Source organism: Glutamicibacter nicotianae (assembly GCF_016907615.1).
Taxonomy (GTDB): Bacteria; Actinomycetota; Actinomycetes; order Actinomycetales; family Micrococcaceae; genus Glutamicibacter; species Glutamicibacter nicotianae.
Genome location: NZ_JAFBCH010000001.1, coordinates 2,499,594 through 2,525,718, shown reverse-complemented (window position 1 = coordinate 2,525,718; position 26,125 = coordinate 2,499,594). Strand labels below are relative to the sequence as shown.

The 26,125-nt window shown below is 63.2% G+C and carries 27 protein-coding genes; 12 read left to right on the top strand and 15 right to left on the bottom strand.

Annotated elements, in window-relative coordinates; translation table 11 throughout:
* Positions 1–16 precede the first annotated feature (16 nt).
* The 4 genes from JOE62_RS11985 to JOE62_RS11970 form a co-directional block, all read right to left on the bottom strand.
* Positions 17–928, bottom strand: coding sequence for an amino acid ABC transporter permease (locus tag JOE62_RS11985; protein WP_204722532.1), 912 nt, complete (start codon positions 926–928; stop codon positions 17–19).
* Positions 925–1,602 (bottom strand): ABC transporter permease subunit, encoded by a 678-nt coding sequence (locus tag JOE62_RS11980; protein ID WP_204722531.1) that lies wholly within the window; start codon positions 1,600–1,602, stop codon positions 925–927. Before JOE62_RS11980 ends, JOE62_RS11985 begins: the two co-directional genes overlap by 4 nt.
* Before the next feature lie 140 nt (positions 1,603–1,742).
* The gene (locus tag JOE62_RS11975) at positions 1,743–2,573 is read right to left on the bottom strand and encodes a glutamate ABC transporter substrate-binding protein (RefSeq protein ID WP_204722530.1); all 831 of its coding nucleotides are present in this window, start codon (positions 2,571–2,573) and stop codon (positions 1,743–1,745) included.
* Positions 2,574–2,604: 31 nt separating this feature from the next.
* A complete protein-coding gene (locus tag JOE62_RS11970) occupies positions 2,605–3,336 on the bottom strand; it encodes an ATP-binding cassette domain-containing protein (RefSeq protein ID WP_204723291.1) in 732 nt (243 codons plus the stop codon).
* A gap of 177 nt (positions 3,337–3,513) precedes the next feature.
* On the opposite strand from JOE62_RS11970, the gene JOE62_RS11965 reads away from it, so the two are divergent.
* From JOE62_RS11965 to JOE62_RS11955, 3 genes are all read left to right on the top strand, one after another.
* Positions 3,514–4,299, top strand: a complete 786-nt coding sequence (locus JOE62_RS11965; RefSeq protein WP_204722529.1) for an LOG family protein — start codon at positions 3,514–3,516, stop codon at positions 4,297–4,299.
* Positions 4,300–4,302: 3 nt separating this feature from the next.
* Positions 4,303–4,647 carry a DivIVA domain-containing protein gene (locus JOE62_RS11960; protein ID WP_204722528.1) on the top strand — a complete coding sequence of 115 codons (345 nt, stop codon included), beginning with the start codon at positions 4,303–4,305 and terminating at the stop codon, positions 4,645–4,647.
* 123 nt (positions 4,648–4,770) lie between these two features.
* A complete protein-coding gene (locus JOE62_RS11955; RefSeq protein ID WP_013349509.1) occupies positions 4,771–4,938 on the top strand; it encodes a DUF3117 domain-containing protein in 168 nt (55 codons plus the stop codon).
* 95 nt (positions 4,939–5,033) lie between these two features.
* On the opposite strand, the gene JOE62_RS11950 is transcribed toward JOE62_RS11955, so the two are convergent.
* A complete protein-coding gene (locus JOE62_RS11950; protein WP_204722527.1) occupies positions 5,034–5,699 on the bottom strand; it encodes an O-methyltransferase in 666 nt (221 codons plus the stop codon).
* Between the two features lie 138 nt (positions 5,700–5,837).
* Here JOE62_RS11950 and sigE point away from each other — a divergent pair, with 138 nt between their 5' ends.
* Both sigE and JOE62_RS11940 read left to right on the top strand, forming a co-directional pair.
* Positions 5,838–6,455, top strand: coding sequence for an RNA polymerase sigma factor SigE (sigE, locus tag JOE62_RS11945; RefSeq protein ID WP_038990605.1), 618 nt, complete (start codon positions 5,838–5,840; stop codon positions 6,453–6,455).
* 77 nt (positions 6,456–6,532) lie between these two features.
* Complete coding sequence (locus JOE62_RS11940) at positions 6,533–6,934, top strand: sec-independent translocase (protein WP_204722526.1); 402 nt, start codon at positions 6,533–6,535, stop codon at positions 6,932–6,934.
* A 14-nt stretch (positions 6,935–6,948) separates the two neighbouring features.
* Here JOE62_RS11940 and JOE62_RS11935 read toward each other — a convergent pair whose 3' ends face one another.
* Genes JOE62_RS11935 through JOE62_RS11925 form a run of 3 tightly spaced genes read right to left on the bottom strand, consistent with a single transcriptional unit; the run spans position 6,949 to position 9,957 of the window.
* A complete protein-coding gene (locus JOE62_RS11935; RefSeq protein ID WP_204722525.1) occupies positions 6,949–8,052 on the bottom strand; it encodes an Mrp/NBP35 family ATP-binding protein in 1,104 nt (367 codons plus the stop codon).
* Between the two features lie 3 nt (positions 8,053–8,055).
* A complete protein-coding gene (locus JOE62_RS11930) occupies positions 8,056–8,664 on the bottom strand; it encodes a DUF1003 domain-containing protein (protein ID WP_128469965.1) in 609 nt (202 codons plus the stop codon).
* 42 nt (positions 8,665–8,706) lie between these two features.
* Entirely contained in the window at positions 8,707–9,957 is a 1,251-nt protein-coding gene (locus JOE62_RS11925) for a magnesium transporter MgtE N-terminal domain-containing protein (RefSeq protein WP_204722524.1), read from the bottom strand.
* A 132-nt stretch (positions 9,958–10,089) separates the two neighbouring features.
* Between JOE62_RS11925 and JOE62_RS11920 the strand changes: the two genes are divergently transcribed.
* Positions 10,090–10,950 (top strand): YflT domain-containing protein, encoded by an 861-nt coding sequence (locus JOE62_RS11920; protein WP_204722523.1) that lies wholly within the window; start codon positions 10,090–10,092, stop codon positions 10,948–10,950.
* Positions 10,951–11,035: 85 nt separating this feature from the next.
* Here the strand turns inward: JOE62_RS11920 and JOE62_RS11915 are convergent, their stop codons facing one another.
* Positions 11,036–12,583: an aminopeptidase P family protein gene (locus JOE62_RS11915; protein ID WP_204722522.1), complete on the bottom strand. Its 1,548-nt coding sequence runs from the start codon at positions 12,581–12,583 to the stop codon at positions 11,036–11,038.
* A 65-nt stretch (positions 12,584–12,648) separates the two neighbouring features.
* Here JOE62_RS11915 and JOE62_RS11910 point away from each other — a divergent pair, with 65 nt between their 5' ends.
* Positions 12,649–13,494, top strand: a complete 846-nt coding sequence (locus JOE62_RS11910) for a PHP domain-containing protein (protein ID WP_204722521.1) — start codon at positions 12,649–12,651, stop codon at positions 13,492–13,494.
* On the opposite strand, the gene JOE62_RS11905 is transcribed toward JOE62_RS11910, so the two are convergent.
* From JOE62_RS11905 to JOE62_RS11880, 6 genes are all read right to left on the bottom strand, one after another.
* Entirely contained in the window at positions 13,479–14,363 is an 885-nt protein-coding gene (locus tag JOE62_RS11905) for a DNA-methyltransferase (protein WP_204723290.1), read from the bottom strand. The genes JOE62_RS11910 and JOE62_RS11905 overlap by 16 nt on opposite strands.
* A gap of 77 nt (positions 14,364–14,440) precedes the next feature.
* Entirely contained in the window at positions 14,441–16,066 is a 1,626-nt protein-coding gene (locus tag JOE62_RS11900; RefSeq protein WP_204723289.1) for a DEAD/DEAH box helicase, read from the bottom strand.
* A gap of 256 nt (positions 16,067–16,322) precedes the next feature.
* A complete protein-coding gene (locus JOE62_RS11895; protein WP_204722520.1) occupies positions 16,323–17,777 on the bottom strand; it encodes an RNB domain-containing ribonuclease in 1,455 nt (484 codons plus the stop codon).
* 121 nt (positions 17,778–17,898) lie between these two features.
* Entirely contained in the window at positions 17,899–18,120 is a 222-nt protein-coding gene (locus tag JOE62_RS11890) for a DUF3107 domain-containing protein (protein ID WP_038990596.1), read from the bottom strand.
* A gap of 64 nt (positions 18,121–18,184) precedes the next feature.
* Positions 18,185–18,808, bottom strand: a complete 624-nt coding sequence (locus JOE62_RS11885; RefSeq protein WP_204722519.1) for a TetR/AcrR family transcriptional regulator — start codon at positions 18,806–18,808, stop codon at positions 18,185–18,187.
* Positions 18,809–18,946: 138 nt separating this feature from the next.
* Positions 18,947–20,266 (bottom strand): glutamyl-tRNA reductase, encoded by a 1,320-nt coding sequence (locus JOE62_RS11880; protein WP_204722518.1) that lies wholly within the window; start codon positions 20,264–20,266, stop codon positions 18,947–18,949.
* Positions 20,267–20,414: 148 nt separating this feature from the next.
* Between JOE62_RS11880 and hemE the strand changes: the two genes are divergently transcribed.
* The 5 genes from hemE to hemC all read left to right on the top strand — a co-directional run bounded on the left by hemE (position 20,415) and on the right by hemC (position 26,121).
* The gene (hemE, locus tag JOE62_RS11875; RefSeq protein WP_204722517.1) at positions 20,415–21,470 is read left to right on the top strand and encodes a uroporphyrinogen decarboxylase; all 1,056 of its coding nucleotides are present in this window, start codon (positions 20,415–20,417) and stop codon (positions 21,468–21,470) included.
* Between the two features lie 106 nt (positions 21,471–21,576).
* A complete protein-coding gene (hemG, locus tag JOE62_RS11870) occupies positions 21,577–23,169 on the top strand; it encodes a protoporphyrinogen oxidase (protein ID WP_204722516.1) in 1,593 nt (530 codons plus the stop codon).
* A gap of 92 nt (positions 23,170–23,261) precedes the next feature.
* The gene (hemQ, locus tag JOE62_RS11865) at positions 23,262–23,948 is read left to right on the top strand and encodes a hydrogen peroxide-dependent heme synthase (protein WP_204723288.1); all 687 of its coding nucleotides are present in this window, start codon (positions 23,262–23,264) and stop codon (positions 23,946–23,948) included.
* Positions 23,945–25,150 (top strand): ferrochelatase, encoded by a 1,206-nt coding sequence (locus JOE62_RS11860; protein ID WP_204722515.1) that lies wholly within the window; start codon positions 23,945–23,947, stop codon positions 25,148–25,150. Before hemQ ends, JOE62_RS11860 begins: the two co-directional genes overlap by 4 nt.
* A complete protein-coding gene (gene hemC / locus JOE62_RS11855) occupies positions 25,147–26,121 on the top strand; it encodes a hydroxymethylbilane synthase (protein WP_204722514.1) in 975 nt (324 codons plus the stop codon). The genes JOE62_RS11860 and hemC overlap by 4 nt, the downstream gene beginning before the upstream one ends.
* Positions 26,122–26,125 lie beyond the last annotated feature (4 nt).

The following is a 26,125-nucleotide window of genomic DNA, read 5'->3' as shown; positions in this document are numbered from 1 at the left end:
TTTTCTGTTGCGTTGGCTAGGCCTTGGGATCCTCGCGATCCTGGTCCGCTTGCGTGCCCATATCCGCGGGGGCTCCAACCACTGCAGCCGCGGGGTTGGCGGCTGCAGTCTTGTCCTTCTTCACCCGGCTGCTCAACCGGCGCGAGACGATCACTGCCAGCTTGCTCAGGGTGAAGTTGATGATGATGAAGATCGCCGCTGCCACGATCAGCGCTTGCAGCACGTTGCCGTTCGGCGAGGAGTAGGTGCGGGCGAAGAACAGCAGCTCGTTGAAGCTGATGATGTAGCCCAAGGCCGAGTCCTTCAAGATCACCACGAACTGGCCGATCAGCGCCGGCAGCATGGCCACCAGCGCCTGTGGAATCTCAATGTAGCGCAAGGACTTGCCACGGGTCAGACCGATGGCGATACCGGCTTCACGCTGCCCCTTGGGCAGATTGTGCACGCCGGAACGGACCAGCTCCGCAACGACCGAGCCGTTGTAGAAGATCAGCGCCGCGACCACGGCCCACATCGCGGTATCTCCTGGCAGCTGCAATGAGCGGGAGAAGAAGACGTTGAAGAACACGATCATCAGCAGCACTGGAACCGCACGGAAGAATTCGACGATCACCGTGGAAACGCCATTGACCAGCTTGTTCTGCGCCAGGCGGCCAATACCGAAGATCAGGCCGAATATCACCGAACCGACGATGCCGAAGATGGCGGCCTTGACGGTGTTCCACAAGCCGGGCAGCAGGTAGTTCTTCCAGGTGCTCGTCTCGATGAAGTCATCCCATTGGGAAGCCTGCATCTGGTCCTTGGCGGCGAGGCCCAAAATGATCCAAGCAACGATGCCCAGGGCAATCAGGGCACCGATGATGTTGACAGCCAGGATGCGGCGCCGGGCCTTGGGCCCGGGCGTATCGAAAAGAATCGAGGCGCTCATCGTGCCACCGCCAGTTTCTTCGAAGCCCAAGTGGTCAGCAGACCAACCGGAATAACGATGATCACGAAGCCCACTGCGAAGGTCAAGAAGATCGGAATGACGATATCGGCACGGAACTCGATCATGGTCTTCATGACCGAGGAGGATTCGGTGGCTACCGAACCGACCGCCGCGACCGTGGAGTTCTTGATCAAGGCGATCAGGGTATTGCCCAGCGGCACGATCGCTCCGCGGAAGGCCTGCGGCAAGATCACCAGGCGTGCTGCGGGCAAGAAGCTCAAACCGATGGCACGGGCAGCTTCCGCCTGTCCCAGTGGAACCGTGTTCACGCCGGAACGGATCGCTTCGCACACGAACGCCGCGTGGTAGACCGCAAGGCCAAGGACGGCCAAGCGGAAGAAGTTGTTTTGGAAGTCTGAGCTGAGCACGAATCCGAGCTGGCCATAGAGCGCCAGCACGCAGAACAGGATGATGATGGTCAGCGGCGTATTGCGGATCAAGTTGACGTAGCTGGTGCCAATGGCCTGGAAGCTCCCTACGGGGGAGATGCGCAGCAGGGCCAGAATAGTGCCCAAAACGAGGGCGCCAATGGCAGCCCAGAACGTTAGTTGGATATTGACCCAGAAAGCTCCGGGAATGTCGTACTCAGTGAATATGGATAAATAGTTCTCCACTGCAAGCCTCTGTCTCGATGGCCGGAAGACCGGCCAAGTGGCTATGGGTCCGATACCTGCTTCAGCCGGTTACCGGAGTAACGCAGATTGCAGATGGGGGCCAAACACGCTGCGTTTGGCCCCCATTGCATCAGATGCTGCTAGGCGCAGGACTCCGAAAGGGTTGGCGGGTTGGTCTCAGCGTTTGGCTTGTAGCCGGTGCCTTCGGTGTTCTTGTCCAGGGCCTTCTGCCATTCGCCGGACTCGATCATCTTGGTGATCGCCGCATTGATGTCGGCGCACTTGTCGGTGCCATCAGGCAGCCCCACGCCGTAGTTCTCTTCCGAGAACGGCGCGCCAACTACCTTGAACTTGCCCTTGTAGGCTGGCTGCGCAGCCAGGCCCGCGAGGATGATGTCATCGGTGGTCACCGCGTCAATGGTGCCGCCGCTCATCTGGGTGGTGCACTCTGCGTAGCCCGGAAGCTCCTGCAGGTTGGTGTTCTGGGCGAAGTTGTCCTTGACCTTCTGGGCCGAGGTGGAACCGGTGACCGAGCAGAGGTTCTTGCCGTCAAGATCTTCCGGGCCGGCAATATCCGAGTCGGCCGGAACCAGCAGGTCCTGGCCGGCAACGAAGTATGGACCGGCGAAGTCGACGACCTTGTTGCGCTCATCGGTGATCGAGTAGGTTGCGAAGATCATGTCGACCTGGTCGTTCTGCAGCATGGTCTCGCGGTTGGCCGAAGGGGCCGAAACGAATTCGATCTGATCCTCGGTGTAGCCCAATTCGTTGGCTACGTACTTGGCGACGTCCACATCGAAACCGGTGTAGTTATCGCCGTCCTTGAAGCCGAGGCCTGGCTGGTCGAACTTGATGCCGATGCGGATCTTGTCGCCGTCGGCTTCGCTATCGCCGGAGCCGCCGCATGAAGTCAGGGCCAGGGCTGCGACGGCGGCCATTGCGGCTACGGTACCGAAACGAGTCTTGCGCATTGTTCCTCCTAGTGGATGCGTGATGATGAAATCAGTGGTTGGTGATCAGCTTGCCAAGGAAATCCTTGGCACGGTCGGATTTGGGATTGGTGAAGAAATCTTCCGGTGAGGCCTGCTCGACGATCTGGCCGTCGGCCATGAAAATCACGCGATCCGCGGCCTTCCGCGCGAAGCCCATCTCGTGGGTGACCACGAGCATGGTCATGCCTTCCCTCGCCAGTCCGACCATGGTGTCCAGGACCTCGTTGATCATTTCCGGGTCCAGGGCGCTGGTCGGTTCGTCGAAGAGCATGACCTTCGGCTTCATGGCCAGTGCACGGGCGATCGCCACGCGTTGCTGCTGGCCGCCGGAAAGCTGTGCCGGCAGCTTGCCGGCCTGGTTGGCCACGCCGACCCGCTCCAGCAACTGCATTGCCAAGTTCTTCGCTTCGTCTTTCTTCATGCCCTTGACCTTGATCGGTCCGAGGGTCACGTTTTCCAAGATCGACTTGTGGGCGAAGAGGTTGAACGACTGGAAGACCATGCCGACATCTGCACGCAGATTGGCCAGCGCCTTTCCTTCTTCGGGAAGGGTCTTGCCGTCAATCTTGATGGTGCCTTCATCGATGGTTTCAAGCCGGTTGATGGCGCGGCACAACGTCGACTTGCCCGAGCCGGAAGGACCGAGGATCACAACAACCTCGCCCTTGGTGACTTCGAGATTGATGTCATTGAGCACATGCAACGCACCGTAGTGCTTATTGACCCCAGTCAGCTGGACGATAGGGCCGGCAGAAGAAGCCTGAGCCTGATGATCGCTGTTCATGTTGTAGACATTACTTGATGTGACGCCGGCTACGCGAGTCTTCGGCCACGTCACACCGAGTTGTTATCAAACTGTTCTTCAATCAGCGGTAGGTCACATCCATGGATGGGCAGAACTAACCGATAGAGTGAAGGCATGGTTCATCAGCGTAAGAGTGAAGAAAATGCCCGCCTCGGGCAAAAGCGCCACATCGAAGCGAGCTGGCCAGGGAAACAGCCGGAAGATCAGCTTGACCACTATCTCCTGGACAGTCCGCAGGCCGACGTCACGCACACCGATGTGTGGCGAGTGCTGCGGATCCAATCGGAATTCGTCAGCGGCTTTGGAACCATGGCCGATACCGGACCCGCCATCGCAGTTTTCGGTTCGGCGCGCACCGACCGGAACAGCCCTTACTACGCGATGGCCGAGCGTGTCGGCAGCCGGCTGGCCGAGGAAGGCATCACCACGATCACCGGTGGCGGCCCTGGTGCAATGGAAGCCGCCAACAAGGGTGCCGCGGAGAAGGACGGGGTCTCGGTGGGCCTGGGAATTGAGCTTCCCTTCGAGACCGGACTGAATGCCTCGGTGAACAAGGGCCTGAATTTCCGCTACTTCTTCGTGCGCAAGACGATGTTCGTGAAGTACTCGCAGGGCTTCATTGTGCTGCCTGGCGGTTTCGGCACCCTTGATGAACTCTTCGAAGCGCTGACCCTTGTGCAGACCAAGAAGATCACCAGCTTCCCGATCGTGCTTGTGGGCAGCGAGTACTGGGGAGGCTTGGTCGACTGGATGGCCAGCACGCTCGTTGCCGAAGGCACCATATCGCCGGCTGATATGGATCTGTTCACGATCACGGATGATCCTGATGAAGCGGTGGATCTGGTGCTGCGCGCACATCAGGAAAACCAGAAGGTCGGCAACTTGGCGAAGGGGCAGTAACCGATGCCAACGCTCCTGATTGCCATTGCGGTATTGCTGGTCGGCGCGGTCGCGCTGCTGTTCTCCAGCCAGCGGAAGAACGTACCAGCCGGCCGCCACTTCGAATCCACTGGGGATGCCATCACCGGATTGGTCGAGCACCAGGCATCGCTGCCACCGGTGCTGCTGCCCAAGAATCCGCGCGCCGAGGACGTGGACAAGGTCCGCTTCTCCCTGGGCTTGCGCGGCTACCGTTGCGACCAGGTCGATGATGTGCTCGATGTCCTGGCGGCCGAAATCACCAACCTTGAGAATACGATTCGTGATCTGGAGTCACGGCGTGTGATTAGCGACACGAACGAAAATTAGTAATAATAAGAGATAAGTGTCCCAACTCAGCCGGGATTCCTTGCTGAGGATGGACTAGGCATTCGGTTGCATGCGCGGCACGCGCCAACGCATGTGTTAGCCACAGACGAAGGGAACAGCTTAATGGCTGCTATGAAGCCACGCACCGGTGACGGGCCAATGGAAGTCGCTAAGGAAGGGCGCAGCCTCATCTTGCGCCTGCCAATCGACGGAGGCGGACGACTGGTGGTCGAGTTGAACAACGACGAGGCAACCGAATTGCGCGAGTGCCTGCTCAAGGTCACCGAGTAGGGTTGCTCAAGTTCCAGCTTGGCCGCACGAGGTGTTCGTGCGGCAATTGAGGACCGGCAGAAATGTCGGTCCTTCGTTTTGCCCGAAAATGGCTCCTAGCGCCACGTGGCCGGCTTGGCCGGAAGGACAGTAGCTACGAACAATCCCTGCTCGGTTGGGACAAGATGCGTTTGCAGCCGCGGATCCTCGCGCATCATGCGCAGTGCATCGCGGGTCGTGACGGTGGAAGGCCGACGCACTGCCGGCTTGGCCAGGCGGTGCTCGTCGAAGGCATGGTTCACGATGATCACGCCGCCGGTTCCCACCAGCCGCTTGGCTTCCGCTACATATTCGAGCAGCAGTTCGGCGCCGGCATCGATGAGCACCAGGTCGTAGGCGTGGTCCGCCAAGCGCGAGAGCACGTTCTCCGCACGCTCATTGATGATCCGGGCGCGGGCAGACGGGATTGACGAGTCGCGCAGGCCCTGCCGCATCGCATTGGCGTGTTCCAGATCCGGTTCGATCGCGGTCAACGTCATGGCGCTGCCCATGGCTTCCAGCATTGCCAAGGACGCGACACCTACGCCGGAACCGATTTCCACGACGTTGCGCGGCTGGCGCAGGGTGCATAGCAGCTGCAGCATGGAGCGGCCCGCCGGGTCAATGCACCGCACGCCCAGGTCTTCCGCGCGCTCGCGAACCGCGGCGACATGCTCCGGCTCGTTGACGTGGGTCTGGGCGTAGGTCCAGCTCGCAAAGAGTTCTGGATTCATCGAAGGCATCTGCGGTGGTCCTCAAGAGTTGAATTGGCGTGGCCAGTACCAATCGTACCTACGCCGTTACCCGAAATCGTTGAACTTGCAGGTTCTCGCGCAGATGATTCTTAGCTTCAGCTCAGCTTCCCATTTCATACTTGGAGTGTGAATAATGCACGAAGTGAATCTGTTTCTGCTGCTGCGACTGGCGAAACCGCGACCCCGACCTGGGACCAGATGGTCCAGGAGCATGGGCAGCGGGTTTTCCGTTTGGCCTACCGGTTGACTGGCAACCGCCAGGATGCCGAGGACCTTTCCCAAGAGGCATTTGTTCGCGCGTTCAAGGCACTGGAGAACTACACTCCGGGAACCATGGGCGGGTGGCTGCACCGCATCACCACGAATCTATTCCTGGATCAGGCGCGGCGCAAGAGCAAGATCCGCTTCGATCGTTTCGCCGAGGGAAGCGAAGACCGGATGCCCGGTACCGCTGTGACCCCGGAACGCTATTTCGAATTCAACAACCTGGATGTCGACGTGCAAGAGGCCTTGCGCGCCCTATCCCCGGAGTTCCGTGCGGCAATCGTCCTGTGCGACATGGAAGGCTTTTCCTACGAGGAAGTCTCACGCATATTGGACGTGAAGCTAGGTACGGTGCGCTCGCGGATCCACCGTGGCCGTGCCATGCTGCGAGACGCGCTTGCTCACCGCAATCCGGCGAATCGCCCAGCCAAGACCATGTCGTTGCCACGCATCCCGCGAGGCTTGCGCGCAGCCAGCTAACCCCGTTCACCGGGTGTTCACCGTTGGCATGGCGCGGTGACTTCGTTAGTGGCTCTGGAACAAGGTAATCTTCTTACGTGGATCTTTTTGGTATTAATGGTGGCGAGTTTGTCGTTCTCGCCGTGCTTGCGGTCGTTATTCTGGGCCCCGAAAAGCTTCCCGAGTACGCCAAAAAGCTAGCGAATCTGGTCAAGGAAGTGCGGCGCATGGCCAATGGGGCCAAGGAGCAGCTGCGCGAGGAAGTCGGCGACGAAGTTGCCGATATCGACTGGAAGAAGCTGGACCCGCGCCAGTATGATCCTCGTCGAATCATCAAGGAAGCGCTTATCGATGAATTCGATGATGCCGTGAATGTTGCCAAGAGCACCCCCGCCAAGACGGTGGCACCGGCTCCGGTACGTACCGCGGTTCCTTCCATCACCACGCAGCAGCAGCTGGGCGCCAACGAACCGGCTCCGTTCGACTCCGAAGCAACTTAGGCCTGCAACCCATTTTAGAACGTCATTGGCAGCGATCGCCCGGCAAGTCCGCGCGGTCGTTGTTCCAGTTTTCCTGCAAGCTCCCGCATCGCCGTGGCGGCAGGAGCATCCGGGGCGCTGAGCACCACCGGCTGTCCTTGATCCGAGCCCACGCGTACGGATTCTTCCAATGGAATCTGGGCCAGCAGTTCCACCGGGTATCCCAGTTGCTGGCTCAGCGAGTCGCTGAGCTTGGCGCCGCCGCCGGAACCGAAGACCTCCATGCGCGTGCCGTCGGGCAGTTGCAGGAAGCTCATGTTCTCCACCACGCCGATCACCTTCTGCTTGGTCTGCAAGGCGATGGTGCCGGCGCGTTCGGCAACCTCTGTCGCAGTGGACTGCGGGGTGGTGATCACCAGGAGCTCGCTATTGGGCAGCAGCTGGGAAACTGAGATCGCCATGTCCCCGGTGCCCGGCGGCAGATCGAGGAACAGGTAGTCCAAGTCGCCGAAATAGACATCCGAAAGGAACTGTTCCAAGGCGCGGTGCAGCATCGGTCCACGCCAGATCACCGGCTGGTTGGAATCCAGAAACATGCCAATGGAAATGACCTTCACCCCGTGCGCTACCGGTGGCAAGATCATCTCATCCACCCGGGTGGGGTTCTGCGAGATTCCCATCAGCGAGGGAATGGAGAATCCGTGCACGTCGGCGTCGATCAGTCCGACCTTCAGCCCCTGGGCTGCCAGCTGGCAGGCGAGATTCGCGGTCAGCGACGACTTGCCCACTCCGCCCTTGCCGCTGGCCACCGCGATCACCCGGGTCAAGGAGGCAGGGTCGGAGAACGGCGTGCGGCGGCTGGCCAGGGACTCGCGCAACGCTGCCCGCTGGTGCGGATCCATGACACCCAGCTCCACCTCGACGTGCTGCACGCCGTCCACGGCCAGCAGGGCCGCGGTGGCGTCCTGCTCGATGGTGGAGCGCATCGGGCAACCGGCGATGGTCAGCAAGATCTTCACGGTGGCCGTGCCATCGGCCAATTCAGCGGATTCCACCATGCCCAGTTCGGTGATGGGCCGGCGGAGCTCCGGGTCGTTGACCTGTGCGAGGGCGGCGAGGAGTTCTGGGGTGTTGCTCAATGCTCAGTTGTTCTTCCGGTGCTGGCTCTGCTGGGGCTTGACGGTTTCGATCATTCCGGTTTGCGGCTGGGAGTTCTTGTTGCCGCCCTTTTTCTTGGCACGCAGGTGCAGTTCTTCGCCGTCGGCGGTTTCCAGCAGTTCTTCTAGGACATTGCGCAATTCCGAACGGACGTAGTCGCGGGTGGCGACATCGCGCAGGGCCAGACGCAGGGAAGCCAGCTCGCGGGTCAGGTACTCGGTGTCGTACAGGTTGCGTTCTGCCCGGGCACGGTCCTCTGACAGTGAGACACGGTCGCGGTCATCCTGGCGGTTCTGTGCCAGCAGCAGCAGCGGAGCCGCGTAGGAAGCCTGCAGGGAAAGCATCAGCGTCAGCGCGGTGAAGCCGATGGTGGCATCGTCGAAACGCCAATTGATCGGCGCGACCGAATTCCAGATCAGCCAGAAGGCGCAGAATACCGTCATGTACAGCAGGAACTGGGGAGTGCCCATGAAGCGGGCGAACTTCTCCGTGGCCGAACCGAAGAGGTCGGGGTTCGGGGAGAACCTCGGCCAGAAGCGTTGCCGTGCTGCAAGCGGGGTATCCAGGCCGTTACTCTTGCGCTGCTCAGCCATAGCTGGAACTCCTTTGCTGCTGGTGGGTAGTTGGGGCGTTGGCTAGTCCTGGGAACGCCAGTCATCCGGAAGGATGTGGTCCAGCACGTCATCCACGGTGATGGCGCCGACCAGCCGGCCCTCCTTGTTGGTCACGCCGACGCTGGTGAGGTTGTAGGTGGCCAAATGGCGAACCACTTCGGTAATATTGGCCAGATCCGACATCGGTTCCAGCTCGGTATCTAGGATATCGCCCAACGGTTCCGGGGGAGCGGCACGCAGCAGCGCCTGGATGTGAACTTGGCCCAAGTAGCGTCCGGTGGGGGTCTCCAGAGGCGGGCGCACCACATACACGGTGGAAGCCAGCGCGGGGCTCAACTCCTCCAGACGCACCGACGCCAAAGCTTCCGCGACCGTGGATTCCGGGGTGAGGATGACCGGAACAGGGGTCATGATCGAACCGGCGGTGCCTTCAGGGTAGGCGAGCAGGCGGCGGACGTCCTTGGCCTCTTCCTCGTTCATCAGATCCAGCAGCTGGTGCTTGGTCTCTTCGCTGACTTCGGCCAGGAGGTCGGCCGCGTCATCCGGGTCCATTTCCTCAAGCACGTCCGCGGCGCGTTCCAGCCCCAGTGCGGAGAGAATTTCCACCTGCTCGCGGTCCGGGAGCTCCTGGAGCACGTCAGCCAGGCGCTCATCTTGCAGATGGGTGGCAATTTCCAGGCGGCGCTTCTCATTCATTTCGTGCAGGGCGTCGGCGAAGTCTGCGGGCTTCATTTCGTCGTGGGCTGCCACGAAGGTGTCAGCGGACTGAGGTTCGCTCTTCGAACCGTGGCTGACCTCGTCCCAGGACACCAGTACCTTGTTGCGGCGGCGCGAACGCAGCCCCAGCAGATTGGCGGTGGGTTCGCCACGCTGGACATAGTATTCGTTGATTTCCCAGTCGCCTCGACGGGTCTGCGCAAGGCCGATATCCTCGATGACGCCGCGGCCGGACCCGTCAATGAAGGTGATGGTGCGGTCGAACATTTCGGCGGCCACCAGAATTTCCTGGCCGCGCTGCTGGAAGCGGCGCATGTTCACCAGGCCGTTGCAGATCACCTGGTTGGCTTCCATGGACTGGATGCGGGTCATCGGAACGAAGACCCGCCGCTTGCCGGGGACCTCAACGACCAGGCCCACGCAGGCGGCGGGTTTCTTGGGGCCGCGGGAGACCACCACGACATCGCGTAAACGGCCTAGGCGGTCGCCCAAGGGGTCAAAGACATCAAGCCCGAGCAGCCGGGCGACGAAGATTTTAGACACTTGTGCGCTCACCTTCCTAGACTATCGCGTTCACGGCCTGTTCCCGGTGTGCCAAGCCACAGGCGACGCCCTGTTTCTTTCACCCACAGCGATAGTTGCTTCACAACTATGCAGGCTCACAGTAAACCCGTGCACAATATAGATATGACCTCGCCTCATGGAGTAAATTCGATTAGCACCAGCGGCTTGCCGCGCGGAGAACTGCTTGGACGTTACACCAGCTATCTCGATGCCCAGAAGCTCGTGGATTACCTGGCCGATAATGATTTCCCGGTCGCTGCGGTAAGCATCGTCGGCAACGACGTGCGCACCGTGGAGCGGGTCACCGCGAAGCTGTCCTACCCGCGCGTGGCGCTGGCCGGTGCCGCCCAGGGCGGCATGATGGGCCTGTTCGTCGGCCTGCTGCTGACGCTCTTCGGCGGAGGCGGAAACGGGCTGTACCAGATTCTCTCGGCTATCGGCCTGGGCATGGCTATCTGGATGATCGCTGGCGTGATCAGCTATTCGACCCGTCGTGGCAAGCGCGATTTCGCGTCCTCCAGCCAGTTCGTGGCCACCAGCTTCGACGTAGTGGTTGATTTCGAGCATGCGCAGGCTGCCCGCACCCTGGCCTCCAAGCTGCCTATGCGCCCGCATCAGGCCCCGGCGCACCCAGCGGCGGCCCCGCAGCAGCAGGCGCCTGCCGCCCCCGCCACGCCTCCAGCACAGCCAGCCGCGGCAGCACCGGCCAGCGGTGCGCAGCCTGCAACCGGCGCGGAGCGCAGCTCGCAGTTCCCCGACCTGCCAGATGGCCGCCCGCGCTATGGCGTGCGAGTGAACGAGGCCAAGCCAGCAGCTCCAGCGGCACAGCCGGCCAAGGAGCACGCCCAAGCACCCGCATCCGAGGCCCCGGAAGCGCAGGACCTGTCGGAATTCGAGCCGAAGGTCGATACCTCGCAACAACCGCAAGCCCAGGCCGAACAGCCTGAGCAGGATCCAGCGTCCCGCAAGGATTCGGAAGGCTAAGCGACAGCAGGGCACAAGCAAGGCCTGGGTGCAGTTACCACGGTAACTGCACCCAGGCCTTCGCTGGCTAAAGCCGAGGGAGGACTTAGCCGCGCAGCTTAGCCATCCACGCTTCGACCTCGTCAGGCTTGCGCGGCAGGGCCACGCTCAGGTTCTCAGCGCCATCGGCGGTGACCAGAATGTCGTCCTCGATGCGCACGCCCAAGCCACGGTATTCTTCGGGGATCGCCAAATCCTCGTTCTTGAAATACAGGCCAGGCTCAATGGTGAAGACCATGCCTTCTTCCAGCTTGGCATCCAGGTACAGGTCGGCGCGTGCCTGCGCGCAGTCGTGCACGTCCAGGCCCAGGTGGTGGCTGGTGCCATGCGGCATCCAGCGGCGGTGATGCTGGCCTTCTGGATCCATTGCTTCTTCCACGGAGACCGGCAACAGGCCCCACTCGGACAGGCGCTCGGCCAGGACACGGGTAGCGATCTGGTGCAGGTCGCGGAACTTCAGCCCCGGCTTGGCCGCGGCGAACGCGGCATCGGCGGCATCCAGTACGGCCTGGTAGACCTTGCGCTGCACCTCGGTGTACGTGCCTGACACCGGCAGCGAACGGGTGATGTCCGCGGTGTACAGCGATTCGGCCTCGACACCGGCGTCCAGCAGCAGCACCTCGCCTGGCTTGACGGATCCGGTGTTGCGGATCCAGTGCAAGATGGTGGCGTTGTTGCCCGAGGCGGCGATGGTGTCATAGCCCAGCTCGTTGCCCTCAAGGCGGGCACGGGCGAAGAAGGTGCCTTCGACAACGCGTTCGCCGCGTTCGTGGGCGACGGCCTTGTCCAAGTTGCGCACCACATCTTCGAAACCGTTGATGGTTGCGGCAACCGACTTGCGCAGCTCCGCGATTTCGTATTCGTCCTTGATGAGGCGAAGCTCGGAAACGAACTCGGATAGCTCGGTATCCAGGGCGTCGCTGGCTTCCAAGTCCTGCCCGGTGTTGATGCGCGAGGTGTCCACCAGCGCCTCGATGTTCAGATCGACTTCGCGCACCAGGCGGATGCGGATGCCGCCCAGGGCCTGCGGGCCGGAGTTCTTGGTGATCGCCATTTCCAGCTGTTCCAGCGAGTCGGTAGGCATCCCGGTGCGTGCCGACAGCGAGGAGAGGGTAGGGCGCGGGCCGACCCAGAATTCGCCGGACCGCGAGTTCAGGTAGAAGTCGGTGGTGTCGCGGCCGGCCATCGGCGCGAAGTACAGGGTGGAAACGTGGTTGGAGCCGTGCTCGCCTGCGCCGTCATCGGTTGGTTCCATGACCAGTACTGCGTCGGGCTCGTGGTCGACGCCCAGGCCGGTGAGGTGGGCGAACGCCGAATGCGGGCGGAAGCGGTAGTCGGTGTCGTTGGAACGGACCTTGAGCGGGCCGGCCGGGATTACGATGCGCTCGCCTGTGAAGTTTTCCGAGAGCTTGGCACGACGGGCCGCCGCGTAGCTGGCAGCGGCATCCTGCTCTGGCAAGTCCGAGGTGTCCTTGGCCCACGAGGAGGCCATGAATTCCTGGAATGCCTTGGACGTTGGACGCTGGGAACGGTTGTTCACGCGGTCTTCCAACGGCTGATCAGTGCTTGGTGCAGTTGAATCTTGATTGGTCATGCTCCAAGTGTGTCACCATCAGCTGTATCCCAGCAAAGAATCAGCGCAGGGGATAACCTAGGCATATGCGAATTGACCTGCACACCCACTCCAATGTGTCCGACGGAACTGAAACTCCGTCCGAGCTGATGCGCGCAGCGTCGGCTGCCGGCCTGGATGTCGTGGCGTTGACAGATCATGACCAGACCAGCGGTTGGGACGAAGCCGCGGAGCAGGCGCGGAAGCTGGGACTGGGGTTCGTTCCGGGCATGGAAATCACCTGCCAGGATGCCCACGGTATCAGCGTGCACCTGCTCAGCTACCTGCACGACCCCACCTACCAGCCGCTGCTCGATGAGCTGAACCGCTCGCTGAACTCGCGGATCATCCGCGCCCGCCGCATTGTCGATCTGCTGGCCGAGGACTTTCCGATCAGCTGGGATCTGGTGGGGGAGCATTGCCTCCCGGGCTCCACCGTTGGCCGCCCGCATATTGCCGATGCGCTGGTGACCGCGGGGGTGGTGGAGAACCGCAACGAGGCGTTCGCCAACATCCTGTCCTCACGTTCGCGCTATTACGTGTCGCATCCAGCGGTGAATCCGGCCACTGCCGTGCAATTGGTTCGCGAAGCCGGCGGCGTTCCGGTGTTCGCGCACCCCAAGGCCTCGGCCCGGGGACGAGTGGTACCCGACTCGACCTTCTACGAGATGATCGATGCCGGTCTGGCCGGAGTGGAAGTGCACCACCGGGACAATACCGCCGAGGGGAAGGCCTGGATGCTTGAGCTGGCCGCCGAGCACCATCTGATCGTCACCGGATCCTCGGACTACCACGGGACCGGAAAGCTGAACCGGCTCGGTGAGAATCTCACCGAGCCGGGCATGCTGCAAAGGATTATCGACGAGGGGACTGGGACTCAGGCCTCGATATAAGTGGTGCCTTCAGGCAACCGGGCCTTCATCACCTCGATGGCTTCGACGTTCTGGTCAATCAGCACATACTGGCGTCCCAGCTTCGCCGCCACCGCACCGGTGGTGCCGGAGCCGGCGAAGAAGTCCAGCACCCAATCGCCGGGGCGCGAGGACGCGGCCACGATCCTGCGCAGCACGCCTTCGGGCTTCTGCGTCGGATAGCCGGTCTTTTCCTTGCCGGTAGGCGAGACGATGGTGTGCCACCAGACATCGGTCGGAAGCTTGCCCAGGGCACGCTTCTCCGGGGTCACCAGGCCGGGGGCCATATACGGTTCACGGTCCACCTCGGCCGAATCGAAGTGGTATTTCTTGGGATCCTTCACATAGACCAGGATGGTGTCGTGCTTGGCCGGCCAGCGGCTCTTGGCACGAGCCCCATAGTCATACGCCCAGATCAGCTCGTTCAGGAAGCACTCCCGGCCGAAAATCCCGTCGAGCAGCACCTTCACATAATGCACCTCGCGGTAATCCAGATGCACGTAGAGCGTGCCGTCCTCGGCCAGCAGGCGGTGGGCCTCGCGCAGCCGCGGCTCGATGAAGCTGAGGTAGTCGTCAAAGGCATCGTGATACGACCGGGCGATCCCCAGCTCGGTGTTGTACTCGCGCCCCTTGAACCCGGTGCGGTCGCCTTCGCCTTCGGCAGCGCGGACCATGGTGCGCTGGGCACGGGTCTGCTTGCGTCCGGTGTTGAATGGCGGGTCCACGTAGATCAGGGTGAAGCTCTGATCGGGCAGGGTGCCGAGGATGGAGAGGTTGTCGCCGTGGTACACGGTATTTCCCGAGGCTGGAACGCCGTACGCGTGGGCGTCTGGTGTTCCAGCATCAGGCAAAGCTGGTTCTTCGGGTAGAGCGAGCACCGCTGGTGTAAGTTCCTTTCGGAAAAGTTGACTGGCCGGTTGGACTGGAATCAGTCCTGGCCGCCTGCTTCGGTGCTGCGGGTGCGGCGGCGCGGACGGCGGCGGCGTGCCGGTGCTGAGCCCTCGGCCGCTGCCTGCTCCTCGCCGGCCATATGCGTTTCGCGGTGGCGCTCGTTTTCGCGTGCCGGACGATCCTGCTTGCCCTTGGAGTGGCCGTGGCGTGCGCCGTCCTGCTCGGCACCGGAGCCCTGCCCGCCGCGCTGGCGCGTCTGCACGCCGTTCACGGTGCGGGTACGGGTGCGGGAATTGCTGCGGCGGCGAGGGGTACGCGCTGATTCCTCGCGGCGCGGGGAACCGTCGCCCTCGGCGGCGGCGGTCTTCTTGGCACGTTGCAGCCGGCCCTTGGTGCCCTTGGGGATATCCAGGTCGGTGAAGAAGTGCGGCGACGAGGAGTAGGTTTCCACCGGCTCGGGAACGTTCAGGCCAAGCGCCTTGTTGATCAGCGACCAGCGCGGCACCGAGTCCCAGTCCACGAAGGTCACCGCGGTGCCGGTGTTGCCGGCACGGCCGGTGCGGCCCACGCGGTGCAGGTAGGTGTTCTCGTCATCAGGGCACTGCAGGTTGACCACGTGGGTGACGTCATCCACGTCGATGCCGCGGGCTGCGACGTCGGTGGCGACCAGGATGTCGACCTTGCCCGAGCGGAAGGCCTTCAACGCCTGCTCGCGGGCGCCCTGGCCCAGATCGCCATGCAGCGAACCGGCGTTGAAGCCGCGGTCCACCAGCTCATCGGACAGCTTGGCAGCCGAGCGCTTGGTCTGGGTGAAGATGATGGTCTTGCCGCGGCCCTCGGCCTGCAGCAGGCGTGCTACCATCTCGTCCTTGTCCATGTTGTGCGCACGGTAGACCAGCTGGCGGATATTGCGCTTGGTCAGAGAATCGTCATCGCCCGGATCCTGGGCGCGGATGTGCGTAGGGCGGGTCATGTAGCGGCGGGCCATGGTGATCACGGCGCCGGGCATGGTGGCCGAGAACAGCATCGCCTGGCGTACCGGCGGCAGTGCGGCCAGGATGCGCTCGACATCCGGCAGGAAGCCGAGGTCCAGCATCTCGTCGGCCTCGTCCAGCACCACAGTGCGCACCTGCTTGAGGTTCAGCACGCGCTGGCGGTTCAGGTCGATCAGGCGGCCCGGGGTGCCGACCACTACGTCGGTGCCGGCCTTCAGCGCGGCAATCTGCTCTTCGTAGGGGCGCCCGCCGTAGATGGTGGTGATCGATATGTTCGAGTGCTTCGAAGCCTGGGCCAAATCGGCGCCGACCTGGATGGCCAGCTCGCGGGTCGGGGCGACGATCAAGGCCTGCGGGGCACCGGGGAATTCAAGATCCGCGTAGCCCTTGTCGCCCTCGCGGATCACGCGCTGCAAGGCAGGAATACCGAAGCCCAGGGTCTTGCCGGTACCGGTCTTGGCCTGGCCGATGATGTCGTTGCCGCCCAGGGCAACTGGCAGGGTCAAGGCCTGGATGGGGAAGGGGTACTCGATCCCGGCTTCCGAGAGCGAAGCAACAATGTCTTCGCGAACGTTCAGATCGGCAAAGCTCTGCTTGGCTGGCTCTGCGGCGGTTGGTTCGTTGTCTTGTGGTTCGGCAGCTGCTGCCGAAAGCGTCGTGTCAGTCACGATGTCCGTGTTCTCATTTCTTGCGGGCACGGCACCTGCTCCATTCCGGCTTTCAAGAAGCCATGAGCATGCAGGGTACCGCGCGAATCCAGCGGAGCCGATCGCTGCTTTCACGTCAGGCGCCTTGGCCAGGCACCTGCGGGATGGCGACCGCTGGGAAGTCGCCATAAAACTGTTTCATCTATCAGCCCATTGCGATCGGGCATCCTAATTGCTAATAGGCCAAGCATAACCGGTTTTGCGCTGAAACCCGGGCTTAGGAGTCCGAAGCCACGATTTCGAAGCTGATCTTGCGTACTTCTGGATCGGCCTGCACCAGCTTCACGCGCACCAAGGTGCCTGGCTGGGCGGATCCGGTGAAGGATCCGGTAATCGGTTCATCTGCCAGCTGGAGGACTCCGGGACGAATCTTGCCGTCCTCTTTCTGCTCAGCGGACTTCAGCACGATGGCCTGGAATTCTTCCCCGACCCGTGTCTTGAGCACATAGGCTTCGAGCAGGTCAACGGCCGCATTGTTCACCCGGTTGGCGGCAATGCTGCTGCTGCGCATCAGCCCGGGCAGTTCCTCCAATGCCGAAGTGAGCTGCGCCGGGAGCGGCTGGCCGGTGGACAGCAGATGGCAGGTGAGCAGCACGAAGCGGTCCACTAGGCGGCGCAGCGGAGCGGTGGTGTGCGCGTAGGGTGCTGCCAGTGCCGCCTGGATGAGTTCTTCCTCGGGCTGCCCATTGATGACCTGGTAGTCCGCGCCGCGGAACAGGGCAGCGGCGCGATGCATGATGACCAGCTGCTTCGGGTCGCTGACATCCAATGCATGCAGGTACTGCCCATAGCTGAGCGATTCATCCCACGGGGTGCCGAGCAACTGGGTTTGGGTGCGGAATTCGCGCTGGTCTGCCTCATCCGGGGCAGGCATGGTGCGCAAGATGCCCACGCCGGCTTTGAGCATGATGCGGGCCGCGGCGATGCCGGTGAGCAGGGAAATCTGCGCGTTGTGGCCTTCCAGCGGCAGGGGAGTGCGGCTGACCAGTTTGTAGCCCTCGCCGGCTTCCTCGATTTCCTGATCCGGCAGGTTCAGCGAGGCGCCGCCGCGCAGTTGCTCCTGGCGCAGGCGGGCCGCGCCGATTTCGGCGAGCAGCTCGAGCTGCTCATCGGGTTCTCCCGAATCCAGTCGTGCCTGGGCCGAGGCGTAGTCCAGCTGCGCCCTGGAACGGATGCGCGCGCGGCGCAGTACAACGTCGCCGAGGGCACCATCAGCGTCCAGGTAGATTTTCCAGTGGAAGGCCGGACGTTCCTTGCCCGGCAGCAGCGAGCCCTGGTCCTCGGAAATCAGCGGCGGGTGCAAGGTGATCTTGCGGTGCGGCAGATAGTAGGTCTGGCCGCGTTGGCGGGCCACCGCATCAAGCTGGCTGCCCAGGGCAACGAAGGCGGGCACGTCGGCGATGGCGTAGTGCACGGTGTAGCCGTCGCCGTGCCGTTCAAGGAACATCGCCTGGTCGAGATCGGTGGCGCCGGGCGGATCAATGGTGAAGAAGGGGAGGCCGGTCGCGTCCTGGTCGGGGAGCTGCATTTGGGCCACCGCCTGCTCCGCGGCTTCCAAAGTCTGCTCGTCGAAAGGCGCCGGCACCTCGAACTCCGCTTCCAGGCCGAGCAGCAGCTGGGCCAACGAGTTGGCGGGAACCGGGCGGGGGCTGCGGATTCTTCGTTCAGTCACACCCTAGGAATATCACGACTCGGTGACTCGAAGCACTATTTGGGCAAAGAAATAGCCGGTTTCGCATTCGGGCGAAACCGGCAACCAGCTGCCAAGGCAGGGCCTTGGCGAGCCGCAAGCGCTACTGTGCGAAGCCGACGCGGCGGACTTCTTCCGGGCCAACCTCAACGTAGGCGATGCCAGCGGAAGGCACCAAGACCTCGCGGCCCTTTGGATCCTTCAGTGCCAGAACGGTTCCGTCGGCGATAGCCTTCGCTACCAGCTCGTTGACTTCGGCGTTGCTCAGCTCGGAGTCAAGCACTACTTCGCGGGCTACATTCTGAATGCCAATGCGGATTTCCATGTTTGTCGCAGATCCTCTCGAACGAAATAGGTGTCCCGTGTGGGGCCTCTAGTCACTAATCTAGCTAGTTTTCCTTCGGGAACTGCGAAATTCCGCGCCAAGCTAAAAGGGAGATCAGCTCGACAGCCGCCTCCTGGTCCACCGAGGACTCGCTGGTGGCCCAGTAGCGAGCCGAAACCTGGGAGAGCCCGGCCAGTGCCCGGCCTGCCAGCAGGCCCTCGTCCTCGCTCATATCGGTATCCTCGACCACTACGCGGGCGATAGAGGAAGCCAGCGAGCTGTTGAACTGCTCGATGCGATGGGCGATCAGCGGATCGGAGAGGACATCGGATTCGAAGATCAGGCGGTAGGCCTGGGATTCGCCCTTGATGTAGCTGTAGTACGTGTTGATGGTGGCGAAGACACGCTCGCGGTTGTCATTCGTGGAGCGGATCGCTTCATCGAGCTGCCGGCTGAAGTCGGCCAGGTGGGAATCGAGCAAGGCGAGATACAGCTCGCGCTTGCCGGGGAAGTGCTGGTAGAGGACCGGCTTGGAGACCAAAGCGACTTCAGCAATTTCGTCCATCGACGCGCCATGATAGCCCTGGGCCACGAAAACCTGGTGCGCTGCCTGCAGCAGCTGGCGCCGACGCGCTTCACGTGGCATCCGTTGCGGGCGGGTGCCTTTGATATTTTCGAGTTCCGTCATGTCGAATGGGGCCTTTCCAGCTGCAGAGTGATCAGCTCCCAAGTCATCGAAGGAATTGTCGGGAGACTAATCTACTTGGAAGTAGTATTCCATGCTTCTGTGCGGAAAGTGGAAAAATCCAGCGGGAAATCAGATTTTCTACGCTGATTTGACTTCAGGCGCGGCAGGGCAGTTGCCCTGGGCCTGCATTGGTTCCGATTTCTCGGCAACGGGCTGGTCAAGTTCCAAGCCGTAGAGGGTTTCCAAGGCCGCGACATACTCGCTGGTGCGGCCTTCGCCTGCCAGCTCGCGAGCGCGCTTGGTAGGCACGTGCAGCAGCTGGCGCACCATGCGGCGCATGGCCAGTTCCACTTCCTCGGCGGCGGCGCTGCAGCCGTGCTGTGCGCGGACCTTGGCGATTTCCGCATCCAATACGCTCTTGGTGTGCTGGCGCAGGGCGACAATCGCAAAGTCCGCTTCGCGTTCCCGCTGGGCTGCGGCGAACTCAGCGGTGGCTTTCTTGACGATCCGGCTCGCAGCGTGGACGGCCATCACCTGTTCGGTCGGGGCCGCCATGCGCACCGATTCCAAGGTGATCAGCTCGACATCCGGCAGTTCCGCCAGGGTCGGGTCGAAGTCGTGGGTGAGCGCCATGTCGATGGCTATCAGCGGGTGCTTCTCAACGCGCAGGGCTTCGAGTTCTTCGCGGGCCAGCTGGTGTCCGCCTCCGGAGCAGCCAACGATGATGTCTGCTTCGCGCAGCGCCTGCGGCAGCAATTCGTCGTTCAGCGGGAAACCGCCGCGCTTGGCGGTGAAATCTGCGGCGCGTCCGGAATGCGAGTAGACCGAGATGCGCTGGACGCCGCGTTCCTTGAGCAGCGCCATCGTGGCGCCAGCGTAGGAACCGGTGCCGAAGAGCACGACGTCTTGTTCGGACCAGTCGCTGGCTTCATCGCGCAGCTCTTCGGCCAGATCGAGGGCTACCGAAACCACGGACTTGCCCTGGGTGCCGAGATCGGTATTCGAACCGACATCCTTGGCCGCGCGGGTGGCGTTCTGGAACAGCCGGGTGAGGTTGCTGGTCGTGGTCTTTTCCTGCTGCGCCTGGGTCAGCGCGCGGCGCACCTGCCCGGCGATTTCGCGTTCGCCGACCACGGCAGAGTCCAGGCCGGCACCGACGGAGAAGAGGTGCTCGATCACCGGGTCACCTTCCAGCGTGGTCAGGCGGCGGGACAGGAATTCGGGGGAGAGGCCTGCGCTGGCGGCCAGCTCGCTGACCAGATGATCCGCGGCGTCCTCCACATGGTCCACGTCCGCGTAGACTTCGAAGCGGTTGCACGTAGCAAGCACGACGGCACCATTGATAGCTGCCGAACCGTTAACGGAGGCAGCTGCCAGCCCATCGGCCGAAGCACTGATTTGTGCCACGGTCTCCAGATCGAGCTGCGAATGCGATGCGACAAGAGATAAGAAAACCACAGTGACCCTAGAATAGGCCGGAAAATACCGGCAGACAACGCAGGTGTGCCTAATATGGCATGCTTCCGCTGGGTTAGTTTGCTCACCTTCACCTGCGGGCGAACGCCGTAAATGGGCTTTTAATCCCAAGACTTGGCAGAATTGGGGCATGACCCTGTCGCAGAACCATCCGCTGATTGATGGACGTACCCGAGATTCCGCTTTGATCCAAGCCTTGACCGGCAAGAAGCCTTCGCATCACCCGGTGTGGTTCATGCGCCAGGCTGGCCGCTCGCTGCCTGAGTACCTGAAGCTGCGCGAAGGGGTGAGCATGCTCGACTCCTGCCTGGATCCAGCCATGGCCAGCGAGATCACCCTGCAGCCGGTGCGTCGCCACAAGGTGGACGCTGGCATCTTCTTCTCGGACATCGTCATCCCGCTGCGCCTGGCAGGCATCGGCGTGGACATCGTGCCAGGAGTCGGCCCGGTACTGGACACCCCGATCCGCACCATGGAACAGGTCGCCGCGCTTCCGGAGCTGACCGACGAGTCGCTGGAACCGATCCGCGAAGCGGTGCGCCTGACCGTGGCAGAGCTGGGCAAGACCCCGCTGATTGGCTTCGCCGGCGCCCCGTTCACCGTGGCCGCCTACATGGTCGAGGGCAAGCCGAGCCGAGACCACCTGGGCCCGCGCACCATGATGCACACCGACTCGGAGGTCTGGGACGGTCTGATGACCTGGGCCGCCAACGCCTCAGGCAAGTTCCTGCGCGCGCAGGTCGAGGCCGGCGCCTCGGCCGCCCAGCTCTTCGACTCGTGGGCCGGGTCGCTGTCGCTGCCGGACTACCAGAAGCATGTCGCCCCGTACTCGGTGAAGTCCCTGGACTACGTCCGCGATCTGGGCGTGCCGCTGATCCACTTCGGCACCGGAACCGGCGAGCTGCTGACCGCGATGCGCGATGCGGGCGTGGATACAGTCGGCGTGGATTACCGTATCCCGCTTGAAACGGCGATCGAGCGTTTGGGCCAAGACGTGTCCGTGCAGGGCAATATCGACCCGGCCCTGCTGGCAGCCCCGTGGGAAGTCCTCGAAGCGCACGTGCGCGAGGTGGTTGCGGCCGGCAAGAAGGCCCGCGGCCACGTGGTGAACCTGGGCCACGGTGTTCCCCCGACCACCGACCCAACCGTGCTGACCCGTGTGGTCGAGCTCATTCACTCGCTGTAATTCAACAGGTCTAAGCTAGGTTTAACGCCGTGTCCCACTGGCTCTCGACGCCACGGCCGGAGGGGCAGGGCCTCGGCATATCGTGAAGGTGGAAGGTGCAAGGCACGTGAGCAAGGAACAACGCAATGCGCGCGCAGGGGAATCAGCACAAGCCACCGGTGCATCCAAGCCGCGGCGGGACATAGCCAACGATGCTGCGGCGCACGCCTTGCGCCTGCTGGAAAAGGTGCGCAACGCCAGCGAAGCACGCCTAGCGAAAACCGGATCGGCCCACCAGGCGGAAAAGCCATGGGCCCCGCATGCAGTAGTGGTCGGCGGCGGCATTGCCGGGCTGGTCGCCGCCCGTGAACTTCGCCAGACCGGACACGAAGTAACCGTGCTGGAAGCAACCGGGAGCTTCGGCGGCTGCGTGCGCACCGCCGAAGTCGCCGGGCTGGCCATCGATGCCGGCGCGGAATCCTTCGCGCTGCGCGGAGGCATTGTTGCCTCGTACCTCGACGAGCTGGAGTTGGGCGGTCAGATCGCCAAGACCTCAGGAGCGCGGGCCTGGCTCGTCCAGGGCGAGGACCAGGACATCCTGGCCCACCCGATGCCTGAAACCGCCTTGCTGGGCATCCCGGGCAATGTGCGCACCGACGAGGTGCGCTCGATCATCGGCCGGCCCGCCACCGTGCGCGCCGCCGCGGACCTGATCACTCCAATGAACAAGAAGTGGGCCAACGAGCCGCTGTCCATTGCCGAAGTGGTCCGTTCCCGCATGGGCCAAGCGGTGCTGGACCAGCTGGTGGCCCCGGTCATCAACGGGGTCTATTCCACCGACCCCGCCAAGATTTCCATTGACGCCGCTGCCCCAGGCCTGCGCCAAGCCATGCTGGAGACCGGTTCGCTGGCGCGCGCCGTCACCAAGCTGCAGGAATCGGCGCCGGCAGGCTCCCGAGTCGCCGGCCTGAACGGCGGCATGTACACCATGGTCGAAGCCCTGGTTTCCCAGCTGGGGGAGGCAGGCGTGGCGCTGGTGCGCAATTCACCGGTCACCGCGGTGTGCCACGACGCGCAGTCGCCAAGCCCGTACACGGTCAGCACCCTGGGCCAGGAACTGCACGCGGACCGGGTGGTCCTGGCAACGCCCGCGGAACAGGCACTTGCGCTGCTGAACCCGCTGCTGGCACCCGAAGACCAGCTGGCCAGCGAAGGCGGCGACAATGCCATCGCGTTGGCGATCCTGGTGGTCGACAAGCCTGAGCTCGACGACGCCCCGCGCGGGTCTGGCGTGCTGGTCGCCAAGGACGCCCCGCTGACCGCCAAGGCGCTGACGCACTCAACGGGCAAGTGGCCATGGCTCGCGGAGGAGGCAGGGCCCGGCACCCACGTGCTGCGCCTGTCCTTCGGGCGCATCGGCGAACATGAGGAACTTGTCGAATCCGGGAATGACTCGGCTCTCGTCGAACAGGCAATCAAAGACGCTTCAAAGATTCTCGGTGTTCAATTGCACCTAGATGATGTCTTGGGAAGCACCGTTTCACGCTTCAGTGACATGGTTCCGCTGCAGGGCCAGGCTGCTGCCGCGCGCCGCGGCCAGCTGCAGCGAAGCCTGTCGGACTTCGAAGGGCTCGATGTGGTTGGCGCATGGATCGCCGGCACCGGATTGGCGCGAGTGATCAGCCAAGCCCGCAGTGCCGTCGCGATCAGCGCCCGCTAACCGCGCCCGGGACAACCAACCTGGACTTTTGTCCGAAACCAGATCAAGGAGAATATCAAGTGAGCAACGCACCGGAGCATAATTCCCCAGTTATTCGCGAACGCGAAAACGCAGGAGAAAACCCGACGTTCTTCTACACTCTCTGGACCATTTTCAAGCGTTCCGACATCGTGGAGCGTTCCGAGGCGGCTGCCGCTGAATTCGATGCACTGGTCTCCGAGCTGGCCGCCGAAGGCGCCACCGTACGCGGCATCTACGACGTATCGGCCATGCGCGAAGACGCTGACCTGATGTTCTGGGTGCACGGGCCATCGGCCCAGCTGCTTCAGGCTTCGATGCGCAAGATCCGCCGTTCGGCCCTGCTGGCAGGCACCGAGATCGTGTACTCCACCATGGCAGTGCACCGCGAAGCAGAATTCGCCAAGGACCACTCGCCGGCGTTCGCCCGCGGGGTGGCAGCCAAGGAATGGATGACCGTCTATCCGTTCGTGCGCTCCACCGAGTGGTACACCCTGGACCCGGCGGCCCGCGGCAAGATGCTGCGCGACCACGGCATCCTGGGCCGCGAATTCCCCAACGTGCTGGCCAACACCGTCGCCGCGTTCTCCTTCGGCGACTACGAATGGCAGATCTGCCTGGAAGCCGATGACATGATCGACCTGGTCGACATGATGCGCCACCTGCGCTATACCGAGGCCCGCCACCACGTGCGTGAGGAGACTCCGTTCTACACCGGCCGCCGCATTTCGGCAGCCGAAGCGCTCGAGGTGCTGAAGTGAGCCAGACCTTCGATCCCCGCGAGGGATATGACAGCAACGGCCAGATGATTCCCAAGGCCTACGAGGCCATCCTGCTGGCATCCTTCGGCGGCCCGGAGGGGCAGGATGATGTCATCCCGTTCCTGCGCAAGGTCACCGCGGGCCGCGGCATCCCGGATGAGCGGCTGGAAGAAGTGGCGGTGCACTACCGCAAGAATGGCGGCGTCTCGCCCATCAACGCGCAGAACCGCGCACTGAAGGCAGCGCTGGAAGCCGAACTTGAAGCCCGCGGCATCGACCTGCCGATCTACTGGGGCAACCGCAACTGGCATCCGTTCATCGACGACACACTCAAGGCGCTGGCAGCCGACGGCCACCGCAAGGTGCTGCTCATGGGCACCGGCGCATACTCCGGCTACTCGGCCTGCCGCCAGTACCGCGAGGATGCCGGCATGGGCCTGGTCAACACCGGCCTGGACGGCGTGGTGGAAGTGGACAAGCTGCGCCAGTTCTTCGACACCCCTGCCTTCATTGCTCCTTTCGTCGATTCCTTGCGCACCTCGCTGGCCAACGTGCGCGCCCAGCTGGCCGAAGCAGGCAAGGAAGACGGGGCGATCAAGATCGTCTTCGTCACCCACTCTATTCCGATGTCCGATGCCGAGGCCGCTGGGCCCGAAGGCATCCGGGGCGAGGGATACGAGAATCTCTACACCCGCCAGCACCAGGCGGTAGCCAACGGCATCCTGTCCCAGGTGGAAGAAGCCCAGGGACTGGAGCACAGCCTGGTCTACCAGTCCCGCTCCGGGGCACCGCATGTGCCATGGCTGGAACCGGATATCAACGACGCGCTGGAAGAAGATGCCGCAGCCGGCATCGCCGGTGTCGTGGTGGTGCCCATCGGCTTCATCTCCGATCACATGGAAGTCATGTGGGATCTGGATACCGAAGCCAAGGACACCTGCGCGGAACTGGGCCTGGCCTTTGACCGTGTCGCCACCCCTGGCACCCATCCTGCGTTCATCTCCGGCATGGTCGATCTGGTCGAAGAACGCCTCGCCGGTCCCGATGGCAAGGCCCTGCGCGCCGGACGCTCCTCGGTGGTCAAGGGCGGCCCATGGTTCGACGTCTGCCGGCCGGGCTGCTGCGAGAAGCGCGCGCTGGATGGAACCCTGCGCCCGACCATCGGAGCCGTCGACTCGGAAGTAGGTGTGCCGGCACCATGAGCGAAGATTTCCGCGTAGGAACCCGCGGCAGCGCGCTGGCAACCACCCAGACCGGTTGGGCTGCCCAGCAGCTGGCCGAGATCTCGGGCCTGGAGGTGCAGACCGTGCTGGTCAAGACCGAAGGCGATGTGGTGACCGGTTCGCTGGCCACCCTCGGCGGCACCGGGGTCTTCGCCGCCGCGTTGCGCCAGCACCTCCTGGATTCCGGGTGCGACCTGGCAGTGCATTCGCTCAAGGACCTGCCCACCGCGCAGCCCGAGGGCCTGGTGCTGGCCGCCATCCCGCCGCGGGAGGACGTGCGCGATGCGTTGTGCTCGCGCGACTCGCTGGGCTTGGACCAGCTGCCGCAGGGCGCGAAGATCGGTACGGGTTCGCCGCGCCGCGCCGCCCAGCTGCTGGCCTACCGCAGCGATTTGCAGATCGTCGATATCCGCGGCAATGTCCCCACCCGCTTGGGACGAGTCAAGGGTGTCGGGGAGACCTTGGATGACGGCAGCGTGGGACGCGGCACCCAGGGCGACCTGGACGCGGTGATCCTGGCGGCAGCCGGCATGCGCCGGTTGGGCTTGGAGAAGCACATCACCGAGTACCTGGATCCTGTCATCATGCTGCCAGCTCCGGGCCAAGGCGCGTTGGCGCTGGAAACCCGTACCGCCGGTTCCGGCCACAAGGCACTGGATGCGGCGTTGGCGCAGTTCGACGATGCCGCCACCCGCATGCAGGTCGAGGCCGAACGCGCGCTGCTGGCTGAACTGGAAGCCGGGTGCGCCGCCCCGATTGGCGCCTTGGCGCATATCGAGGGCGATGAGCTGGTCCTCGAAGCCGTGGCCTGCAACCCCGATGGCTCGCAGACCATGCGCCGCAGTGCCCGCACCGCGGCCAGCTCTGTTCAATCGGCGCAGCAGCTGGGCCGTTCGCTGGCGCAGTCGATGATCGCTGACGGCGCGGCCGTCGTCGCCGGACTGGCCTAGTCCC

Excerpts from the sequence above, each read along its gene's own strand:
- JOE62_RS11890 (WP_038990596.1), bottom strand. The coding sequence starts at position 18,120 with ATGGAAATCCGCATTGGCATTCAGAATGTAGCCCGCGAAGTAGTGCTT.
- JOE62_RS11885 (WP_204722519.1), bottom strand. The coding sequence starts at position 18,808 with ATGACGGAACTCGAAAATATCAAAGGCACCCGCCCGCAACGGATGCCA.
- JOE62_RS11910 (WP_204722521.1), top strand. The coding sequence starts at position 12,649 with ATGCGAATTGACCTGCACACCCACTCCAATGTGTCCGACGGAACTGAA.
- JOE62_RS11930 (WP_128469965.1), bottom strand. The coding sequence starts at position 8,664 with ATGGCTGAGCAGCGCAAGAGTAACGGCCTGGATACCCCGCTTGCAGCA.
- JOE62_RS11985 (WP_204722532.1), bottom strand. The coding sequence starts at position 928 with ATGAGCGCCTCGATTCTTTTCGATACGCCCGGGCCCAAGGCCCGGCGC.
- JOE62_RS11955 (WP_013349509.1), top strand. The coding sequence starts at position 4,771 with ATGGCTGCTATGAAGCCACGCACCGGTGACGGGCCAATGGAAGTCGCT.
- JOE62_RS11915 (WP_204722522.1), bottom strand. The coding sequence starts at position 12,583 with ATGACCAATCAAGATTCAACTGCACCAAGCACTGATCAGCCGTTGGAA.
- hemC (WP_204722514.1), top strand. The coding sequence starts at position 25,147 with ATGAGCGAAGATTTCCGCGTAGGAACCCGCGGCAGCGCGCTGGCAACC.
- JOE62_RS11965 (WP_204722529.1), top strand. The coding sequence starts at position 3,514 with ATGGTTCATCAGCGTAAGAGTGAAGAAAATGCCCGCCTCGGGCAAAAG.
- JOE62_RS11975 (WP_204722530.1), bottom strand. The coding sequence starts at position 2,573 with ATGCGCAAGACTCGTTTCGGTACCGTAGCCGCAATGGCCGCCGTCGCA.
- JOE62_RS11950 (WP_204722527.1), bottom strand. The coding sequence starts at position 5,699 with ATGCCTTCGATGAATCCAGAACTCTTTGCGAGCTGGACCTACGCCCAG.
- JOE62_RS11960 (WP_204722528.1), top strand. The coding sequence starts at position 4,303 with ATGCCAACGCTCCTGATTGCCATTGCGGTATTGCTGGTCGGCGCGGTC.
- hemE (WP_204722517.1), top strand. The coding sequence starts at position 20,415 with ATGACCCTGTCGCAGAACCATCCGCTGATTGATGGACGTACCCGAGAT.
- JOE62_RS11920 (WP_204722523.1), top strand. The coding sequence starts at position 10,090 with ATGACCTCGCCTCATGGAGTAAATTCGATTAGCACCAGCGGCTTGCCG.